We start from the raw sequence: 8,473 nt of genomic DNA, 5'->3' as shown, positions 1-8,473 counted from the left end.
GCCCGCCGCCCCGCAGCGCCAATTCGATGAGGCGGTAAGCACTTTCGGCGACGTCGGGGATCTGCAGCGCCTCGTGGATGGTCTCGTCGCTGACCGGGTCGGACAGTCCGTCGGAGCACAGCAGGTAGCGGTCGCCGGCGCGCGCCTCGCGCATGGTCAGCGTGGGCTCCACCTCGTGACCCGTCAGCGCCCGCATGATCAGCGATCGCTGAGGGTGGCTGTGCGCCTCTTCGCGGGTGATGCGTCCCTCGTCGACGAGGGTTTGAACGAACGTGTCGTCCTTGGTGATCTGGACCAGCTCGCCGTCGCGCAGCAGGTAGCCGCGCGAGTCCCCGATGTGCACCAGCCCAATTCGGTTGCCGTCGAACAGGATTGCGGTGAGTGTGGTGCCCATGCCTTCCAGGTCGGGCTCCATCTCGACCTGTGCGGCGATGGCCGCATTGCCCGCGCGCACCGCCGCATCGAGTTTGGCGAGCAGGTCGCCACCGGGTTCGTCGTCGTCGAGGTGAGCCAGCGCGGCGATCACCAACTGCGAGGCCACCTCACCGGCCGCGTGACCGCCCATGCCGTCGGCGAGGGCCAGCAGCCGGGCGCCGGCGTAGACAGAATCTTCATTGTTGGCGCGTACCAGGCCGCGGTCGCTGCGGGCCGCATATCGCAGGACCAGGCTCACGGGCGCAGCTCAATCGCCGTCTTGCCGATCCGAATCGGCGTGCCGATGGGAACCCGTACCGCAGTCGTCACCTTCGCCCTGTCAAGGTAAGTGCCGTTGGTCGATCCTAGATCCTCGACATACCATTCCGAGCCACGCTGAGACAGCCGGGCATGCCGCGTCGAGGCGTAATCGTCGGTGAGCACCAGGGTCGAGTCGTCAGCGCGGCCGATCAACACCGGCTGCCCGCTGAGGGTGATTCGAGCGCCCATCAACGCCCCCTCGGTCACCACCAGATAGCGTGCGGCGGTGCGGCGCTGGCGTGCGGGCAGCAGGGTGCCGCGCAACGCCAAACCGCGCCGCACCATGACGGCCCCCGTGGGTGCGTAGATGTCGGTCCGCAGGACCCGCAACACGGACCAGATGAATACCCATAACAACATTAAAAATCCGGCACGCGTCAGCTGCAGTACTAGTCCCTGCATCTGGCGTCCTTTCCGTCCTGGCGCCGCACCCCTCGTCGCGCCCGTGACACCGAGCACATCAGCAACGTCACGATACTTGGACGGTCGTCGCCGCGGGGCGAAGCACGGCAGCTTTGAGCCCGGTGCGTCTAGTGGATGCGAACGATGATCTCCGAGTGGCCCAGACGGATGACGTCGCCGTCGGCCAACTGCCACTCCTGTACCGGTGCGTTGTTGACGGTCGTGCCGTTCGTCGAGTTGAGGTCGGAAAGGAGCGCGACCTGCCCGTCCCAGCGGATCTCCAGGTGACGCCGCGACACCCCGGTGTCCGGCAACCGGAACTGGGCGTCCTGGCCGCGGCCGATGATGTTGGAGCCCTCGCGCAGCTGGTAGGTCCGGCCACTGCCGTCGTCGAGCTGCAGGGTCACCGCCGCTCCGGCGGCCCCATAGCCGCCCTGGCCGTAACCTCCGTAGCCCGCGCCCGCCGGCTGCCCGTAGTCCGCCGCACCGTAGTCGGCCGGCTGCCCGTACTCCGCGGCCTGGCCGCCATATTCGTAGTCGCGGTGCTGGGTCTCGGGGTATCCGCCACCCTGCGGGGGGTAGCCACCGCCCGGAACGCTTTCGGCGTATTGGGTGTAGTCGCCCGCGCCGTACTCCTGCTGGCCGTATCCACCGCCCTGCTGGTAGCCCTGCTCGTACCCGCCGCCTTGCTCGGGGTAGGGCGGCCGCTGTTCGGGCGCGGCCTGCGGGGCCGGCGGCGCATAGCCCGCCTCCTCCGGGCGAGCCGGGCCGCGACCGTATTCGTAGCCGCCGCCGTAGCCCTGCTGGCCACCGCCGGGCTGGCCGCCGCCGGGTGGGCCGTAGCCGCCGCCCTGCCGGTAGCCCTGGTCGTAACCCTGTCCGCCGTAGCCACCGGGGGCGGGCGGACGCTGCTCATAGGACGGCGGGTAGCCGCCACCCGGCCCTTGCTCGGGGTAGCCGCTCTGCCCTTGGTAGCCGCCCTGGTCGGGGTAGCCGCCCTGCGGGGGGTAGCCTCCCTGCGGTTGCTCGGGGTAGCCGCCGCGCGGTTCTTGGTAGCCGCCCTGGTCGGGGTAGCCGCCCTGCGGGGGGTAGCCGCCCTGCTCCGGCGGACGAGGCGGCGGATATCCGCCTTGCGGAGGGTAGCCGCCTTGCTCGGGCGGATAGCCACCACGCGGATCCGGTCCGCCCTGCGGCTCCGGGCCGCGCTGCTCGTCCTGCGGCCGGCCGTAGCGCTCGTCGTAGTACTCGTCGCCGGGCCGCCCCTGCCCCTGACCACCGCGGTAGCTCGAATTGTCAGTCATTGCTGCTACTCCTCGTTCTGCGCCGAACGCGTGATTTGATTGTGGCCGGGGCGGATGGTTGACCGTCGGGCGGGGCTCGACATCGGGATTGACAGCACCGCGGGTGCGGTACTGACCGGTATGCAGGCTCGACGACTGCTCGAACCGGACGACCACATCACCATACGTTTGCCACCCCTGTTCATAGATATAGTCGGCCAAGTACCTCGCGAAAGCGCTCGACGTGGGATTCCTGTCGGCGCCGACCTTCGCAAAGTCGTGCACACCGAGGGTAATGATGTATTCGTTGGGGGCCAAAAGACGCCCGCCCTGAAGGGCTCGGACACCGTCCTCGGCTTCCCGGCGCAGTAGCGCTTCAACCTCTTGCGGGACGATCGATCCGCCGAACACCCGGGCGAACGCGTTGTCCACGGTCGCCTCGAGCTTGCGCTCGATGCGTTGCACGAGCCCCCGTTGGCTACTCATCTTTCAGCGCTCGCCCGCTGCTGTTGTGGTGTGTCGCGGGCGCGAGGCAAACGAACCGCCCGCGTGTTGTTTCACCCCAGCATGTTATCGGGACACCGGGACACCGCGGCACCGTGGGAATTCTGAGAATCGTATCCGTCCAGGTCAGAGCCGTGCGGCCCGGCCATCAGCGGGCGCTGACGGCCGCCCGGGACCGCGGCGGCGATTGGGGCACACGACTATTAGAGTGGTATGGTCCATCGGTTGATTTTCCGGGCGAGTGGCGGAATGGCAGACGCGCTGGCTTCAGGTGCCAGTGTCCTTCGGGACGTGGGGGTTCAAGTCCCCCTTCGCCCACCAAGCGTGGTTGGAGAGAAAGGTCACGAACTCGAAAGAGGGCGTGACCTTTTTGTTTTGGGTCGAGTCGCCTAGCGCGAGAGCACGGACTCGATGGCGTCGACGACCTCGGGGGCGTCGGGCTCCGTGCGGGGACGAAACCGATTGACCACCTGACCGTCGGGGGCAACCAAAAACTTCTCGAAGTTCCATTGGATGTCGCCCGCCGAGCCGTCGGAATCGGCGGCCTTGGTCAGCTCGGCGTACAGCGGGTGGCGGTGGTCGCCGTTGACGTCGGTCTTGGCGAGGAGCGGGAACGTCACCCCGTACGTCGTCGAGCAGAACTCCTGGATCTCTTCGGCGCTGCCCGGCTCCTGGCCCATGAACTGGTTGCACGGAACGCCGACGACCGTCAGGCCGCGGTCGCGGTAGTCGCGGGCCAGCTTCTCCAACGCGGTGTACTGCGGCGTCAGCCCACACTTGGACGCCACGTTCACGATCAGCGTTGCGCCGCCGGACAATTCGGCCAGCGTGGTGGGCTTGCCGTCGAGGGTGGTCAGGGCGATGTCATTGAGGGTCACGCGTTTCTCCTATGTCAAGCCGCTGCCGGTTGGCAGGGCTGGATTCGGTTTTGGTGGTCGGTGTGGAGGTGATGGAAGACGATGCGGGCGAGGCGGCGTTTGAGGCAGCGCAGGGCCTCGGTGGTGGAGTCGCCGGCGGCGAGGCGGCGGCGGTAGTAGGCCTGGCCGAGGCCGTTGAGGCGGATTTGAGTGACGGCGATGCGGTGCAGGGCGGCGTTGAGTTGACGGTTGCCGGTGCGGGTCATCCGGACTCGGCCGGCGGTGTTGCCGGACCACACCGGGATGGGGGCCACGCCGGCATGGCGGGCGAATGCGGCTTCGCTTTTGAAACGGGTGACTCCGGCGGCCTCACCGATGATCTTGGCCGCAGTGAGCTCGCCGCAGCCGGGCATGGCCAATAGCGCCGGAGCGATCGCACGCACCCGCTCACCAATCCGTTTGGCCAACACATTGATGGCCTCGGTGAGTCGGGCGATGTCAGCCAACTCCTCGCGGGCCAGCTCGGCGACCAGACCAGGCTGAGCGGCCAACCAGTCAGCGAGCAGCCTGCGGTGCTTGGGCAGATCCAGCGACGCCGGTTTCGGCGCCCGGCCCGGATCAAGTTCATGCACTCTCCACAACAACCGGTTGATCGTCGAAGTACGTTGCCACACAAGGTCTTCACGCCGGTCCACCAGGAGTTTGAGCTCCCGCGACACCACGTCGTGGGAGGCCACCGGAAGATCGGGCTCACGCAGGTAAGCCCGCGCGACGGCCAACGCGTCGATCGGATCAGACTTGCCTCGCGTACGCGCCGAGGCCCGCACGTGGGCCATCAACTTCGGCGGAACTCGCACCACCTTCTGATCAGCGGATAACAGATCGCGCTCGAGTCGGGCGGACAAATGTCGGCAATCCTCGATCGCCCACACCAGCTCGACACCGAACTGAGTGCGAGCCCAGCGCACCGCCTGACGATGACCTACCGTCGTAGCTGCAACGACCTTCTCGCCGACTTTGCGGCCCACCTCGTCCACGGCGACGAACGTATGCGTGCGCTTGTGAACATCGGCTCCAACAACAACCATGGAGGTTGCCTCCTTCACTGTGAGGTGACGGTTGGGCCGGTCGGCGGACACATCTCAGTGGGGGCGACGCCACGCTCCTATCAAGTCACGCCGGCCGGTCCTTCACACCTGATGCCGACAAAACGCATGAACGCCAACCCACAGGGCGGCACCGACGCTACGAGCCAGACACCAGGTGATCAGGATCCAACCACCGCAACAAGCGGCAACCTCACCCTGACACTGACGACGACGCTAACACTTGTTCAGCGGGCCAGCGGGCTGTAGAAGACCAGGCCGTTGCCCTTGTTGTCATAGACCACGGCCCGTCGCTCGTGGGCGTCGTCATACGGGCCTTTGACGATGCCGCCGCCGCTGGCCTCGACGGCCCTCGCTGCGGCGTCGACGTCCGGGGTCTTGATACCGACGACCAGCTGTCCGGGGATGGGATGATCCACCGCGGTCGCCAGCGCCAGGGTGACGGCCCCGCCGTCGAGCGCGGCGAAGTGGGCGCCGTCGCGGAACTTCAGCGGCATCCCCAGCGTCTCGCTGTAGAACCGAATCGATTCGTCGAGGTCGTCGGTCGACAAGACGATCATCCGCACTTCGTGATCGCTCATTGGTGCCTCCTGCGGGCCGGGTCGCCTTACCCTAGCCCCGTGAGCAGCAACCGAGTACCGGGCGGCGTGGTGCACACGCTGCCGGCCGACCTGCGTGAAGCGTTGGCGGCCAACTCCACCGCGCTGGCGGCCTGGAAGGACATCACCCCGTTGGCGCGCAACGAGTTCATCTGTTGGGTCGAGGACGCCAAACAGGAGGCGACCCGCAAGCGTCGCATTCGCCGAACCCAGGAAGAACTGGAGGAAGGCATGCGCCGGCCGTGCTGCTGGCCCGGCTGCAAGCACCGGGAGCGCAACGGCCGCGCCTAGCCCCGCACGTCGGGCGTGACGGGATCGGTGATGTCGTCGTATTCGGGATGCTTCTTGAGCACGGTGACGACCATGGAACACACCGGGACTATGCGCTTGCCGTCGGCCCGCGCCGCCTGCAGCGCCTCCTCGACGAGGATGGTCGCCAGGCCGCGCCCGCCGTACGCGGGATCGATCTCGGTGTGGTGGAAGACGCGCTGGTCGCCGCGGTCGAAGAAGTCGGCGAGGCCGACGGTTTTGCCGTCGACGGCAATGGTGTACCGGCCCTCCTCGGCGGTGACAGTGGTTGGTGCGCCGGTCTTGTCGGCGGTCATATGTGTTCCTTCCCTTGGGGTATCGGTCGCGGCCGCAACCGAGCGGTCGGCAGCGGCGGGGCCGGCAACCGGGTTACCGACCCCTGGTAGCCGGTGACGGCGCCGAAGCGTTCGTCGCCGTCCTGCCAAAGCCGGCGGTAGCCTGCGATGTCGTCGTGACTGCGCCCGACGAAGTTCCACCACATCACGAGCTCTTCGGCGAACGGGGTCCCGCCCAGCAGCAGCACCCGCGCCGGCCGGTCGCCCGCGTTGCGCAACCGCAACGACGAAGCGCCCGCGCCCTGGTATCCGAGGTCGCCGACCGCGAGCGTGGTGTCGCCCATGTCGACGGGCCCGACATCGCAGAGCACGCCGTGTTCGAATGCCGGGTCGACGTCGATGTCCAGCCCGGCGTTGGGCGCCAAATCGATCTGCGCGCCGACCAGTGGGGTGAACGTGCGCACCGGCGACCGGCCACCGGCCAGCTCCCCGAGAAAGACCCGTGCCACCGCGCCGGGCAGCGCCACGGGCGGCGGCACATAGTGCGCGAAATCGCGGCCCGTGTCGCGGGCAGGATCGGGCAGCGCCACCCACAGCTGAACCCCGTGCAAGACGGCGTCCGAACCGATCGACACCTCGGAGTGACAAATGCCCGCACCCGCCGTCATGAGGTTCAGCTCCCCGGGCCGGACCACGGCATGCACGCCGGCGCTGTCCCGATGCTCCACTCCCCCGCTGAACAACCAACTGACCGTTTGCAATCCGGTGTGCGGATGGGGCGGGACGTCCATTCGTGCGCGCACGGGTCCGTAATGGTCGACGAAACACCACGCGCCGATCAGCGAGCGTTGCCGCTGCGGCAGCGTGCGCTGCACCCTGATCGCCCGCGGCCCGCCCAACGGAACCTCGCGCGGATGCAACAACTCGGTGCCGAGCACCCGCGAAGCGCCGCAGGCGACTTCGTCCGGTGCGGTCTCGAGGTTGCTCACCGGATCGACGCTACGCCTTGTCGGGCCATCACTTGCGCGGCGGCCGCAGCACCCTCATGGCCAGCCGCATGACCGGATCCGGCACGCGATCCTGCATCGCTAACGCGGTATCGGCGGCCCGGGATCGCAGCGGGGCGCCGCGGCCGAAGATCCGGTTCAGCGGCCCACCGGACGGCTCGATCACCACATGCAGCGGCGGGGTGCCCACGGTGGCGCCCAGCGCGTTGGAGATGACCATCCGCTGAATCTCGCTGGTGCCCTCAAAGATGGTGTACAGCTTGGCATCCCGATACCATTTCTCCACCGGATGGTCGGTGATGTAGCCCCAGCCACCCATGGTCTGGATCGCGCGCTCGGTGGCCCGCACGGCGACCTCGCTGGCGGCCAGTTTCGACATCGAGCCCTCGCCCCGCTCGAAGGGCACTCCGTTGGCCGCCATCCAGGAGGCGCGCCAGGTCAGCAGCCGAGCGGCATCGATCTGGGTGGCCAGGTCAGCCAGCGGAAAGGCGATGCCCTGGTTGTCGATGATCGGTCCGCCGAACGCCTCGCGCTCGGTGGCGTACGCCGTCGCGTACTCCAGTGCGGCGCGGGCGATCCCGATTGCCTGAGCGGCCACCATGGGGCGGGTCTGCTCGAAGGTGCCCAGCGTCGCCGAGCCGGACTGTTTTCCGCCGGCCACCACTTCGCGGGCCTTGGCGAGCTTGTGTTCCAGCTTTTCTTCTCCGCCAAGCAAATTGGCGCCAGGGACGCGCACATCCTCGAACAGCAGCTCGGCGGTGTGGGACGCCCGGCAGCCCAGCTTGTCGAGCTTTCGCAGCAGCTTCAGCCCCGGCGTCCCGCCCGGCACCACGAACAGCGCCTGCCCGCGATGCCCGAGTTCCTCGTCGACCACGGCGTTCACCACATGCACGTTCGCGATGCCGCCGTTGCCAATCCACATCTTATGGCCGTCGATGATCCAGTCGTCACCGTCGCGGCGCGCCCGGGTGCGCAGGTTCCGCACGTCGCTGCCGCCCTCGGGTTCGGAGATCGCCAACGCGGCGAGCTTGATGTCGCCCGGTGTCCCGAAACACTCGGGTGCCCACTGGAGCATTTGCTCGGGTGACGCGGCCTGGCCGATCGCCGACAGCGCCAACGCCGGCATGACGATCGCCAAACCGATTCCGGCGCAGCCCCAAAAGAGCTCCTCCATGAACATCGGGAGCGAGATACCGGTCGGGTCCCCGATCAGGTCGCGGTAGAACAACGGGCTGTAGAAGCCGCGCTGGGCCGCCTCCTCCAGCACCGGCCAGGGAAACTCCTGGCGCTGGTCGTAATGGAGGGCCACCGGGCGGATCACTTCTTCGGCGAACTCGTGCGTGCGCCGGGCCAGATCGTGTTGTGCGGCCGTCGGTGTCAGGTCGAATGTCATGGATCC

10 protein-coding genes and 1 tRNA gene are annotated in these 8,473 nt (G+C 67.8%); 2 read left to right on the top strand and 9 right to left on the bottom strand.

Annotated features, from left to right (window positions below):
- The 3 genes from A5712_RS26030 to A5712_RS26020 form a co-directional block, all read right to left on the bottom strand.
- The coding region (locus A5712_RS26030; protein ID WP_197517865.1) for a PP2C family serine/threonine-protein phosphatase at positions 1 to 673 on the bottom strand (673 nt) is incomplete at its 3' end.
- Complete coding sequence (locus A5712_RS26025) at positions 670 to 1,137, bottom strand: FHA domain-containing protein (protein WP_067154186.1); 468 nt, start codon at positions 1,135 to 1,137, stop codon at positions 670 to 672. The genes A5712_RS26030 and A5712_RS26025, both read right to left, overlap by 4 nt.
- 128 nt (positions 1,138 to 1,265) lie before the next feature.
- Positions 1,266 to 2,903: a DUF3662 and FHA domain-containing protein gene (locus A5712_RS26020; RefSeq protein ID WP_068111995.1), complete on the bottom strand. Its 1,638-nt coding sequence runs from the start codon at positions 2,901 to 2,903 to the stop codon at positions 1,266 to 1,268.
- Positions 2,904 to 3,156: 253 nt separating this feature from the next.
- On the opposite strand from A5712_RS26020, the gene A5712_RS26015 reads away from it, so the two are divergent.
- Positions 3,157 to 3,242, top strand: a tRNA-Leu gene (locus A5712_RS26015).
- Between the two features lie 68 nt (positions 3,243 to 3,310).
- Here the strand turns inward: A5712_RS26015 and A5712_RS26010 are convergent.
- The 3 genes from A5712_RS26010 to A5712_RS26000 all read right to left on the bottom strand — a co-directional run bounded on the left by A5712_RS26010 (position 3,311) and on the right by A5712_RS26000 (position 5,465).
- Complete coding sequence (locus tag A5712_RS26010) at positions 3,311 to 3,799, bottom strand: glutathione peroxidase (protein ID WP_068111992.1); 489 nt, start codon at positions 3,797 to 3,799, stop codon at positions 3,311 to 3,313.
- Positions 3,800 to 3,813: 14 nt separating this feature from the next.
- Positions 3,814 to 4,884, bottom strand: a complete 1,071-nt coding sequence (locus A5712_RS26005; RefSeq protein ID WP_197519499.1) for an IS110 family transposase — start codon at positions 4,882 to 4,884, stop codon at positions 3,814 to 3,816.
- 227 nt (positions 4,885 to 5,111) lie between these two features.
- Positions 5,112 to 5,465: a VOC family protein gene (locus A5712_RS26000; protein ID WP_068111989.1), complete on the bottom strand. Its 354-nt coding sequence runs from the start codon at positions 5,463 to 5,465 to the stop codon at positions 5,112 to 5,114.
- A 39-nt stretch (positions 5,466 to 5,504) separates the two neighbouring features.
- On the opposite strand from A5712_RS26000, the gene A5712_RS25995 reads away from it, so the two are divergent.
- Complete coding sequence (locus A5712_RS25995; RefSeq protein ID WP_068111986.1) at positions 5,505 to 5,774, top strand: YdeI/OmpD-associated family protein; 270 nt, start codon at positions 5,505 to 5,507, stop codon at positions 5,772 to 5,774.
- On the opposite strand, the gene A5712_RS25990 is transcribed toward A5712_RS25995, so the two are convergent.
- Genes A5712_RS25990 through A5712_RS25980 form a run of 3 tightly spaced genes read right to left on the bottom strand, consistent with a single transcriptional unit; the run spans position 5,771 to position 8,467 of the window.
- Positions 5,771 to 6,088 (bottom strand): GNAT family N-acetyltransferase, encoded by a 318-nt coding sequence (locus A5712_RS25990; protein ID WP_068111983.1) that lies wholly within the window; start codon positions 6,086 to 6,088, stop codon positions 5,771 to 5,773. The genes A5712_RS25995 and A5712_RS25990 overlap by 4 nt on opposite strands.
- The gene (locus tag A5712_RS25985) at positions 6,085 to 7,056 is read right to left on the bottom strand and encodes a pirin family protein (RefSeq protein WP_068111979.1); all 972 of its coding nucleotides are present in this window, start codon (positions 7,054 to 7,056) and stop codon (positions 6,085 to 6,087) included. The genes A5712_RS25990 and A5712_RS25985 overlap by 4 nt, the downstream gene beginning before the upstream one ends.
- Before the next feature lie 28 nt (positions 7,057 to 7,084).
- Positions 7,085 to 8,467 (bottom strand): acyl-CoA dehydrogenase family protein, encoded by a 1,383-nt coding sequence (locus A5712_RS25980; protein WP_068111976.1) that lies wholly within the window; start codon positions 8,465 to 8,467, stop codon positions 7,085 to 7,087.
- Positions 8,468 to 8,473: the final 6 nt, after the last annotated feature.

Source organism: Mycobacterium sp. E2327, assembly GCF_001672675.1.
GTDB lineage: Bacteria > Actinomycetota > Actinomycetes > Mycobacteriales > Mycobacteriaceae > Mycobacterium.
Note: the sequence above shows the minus strand (reverse complement) of the source record. Positions and strands in the feature narration are given on the sequence as shown.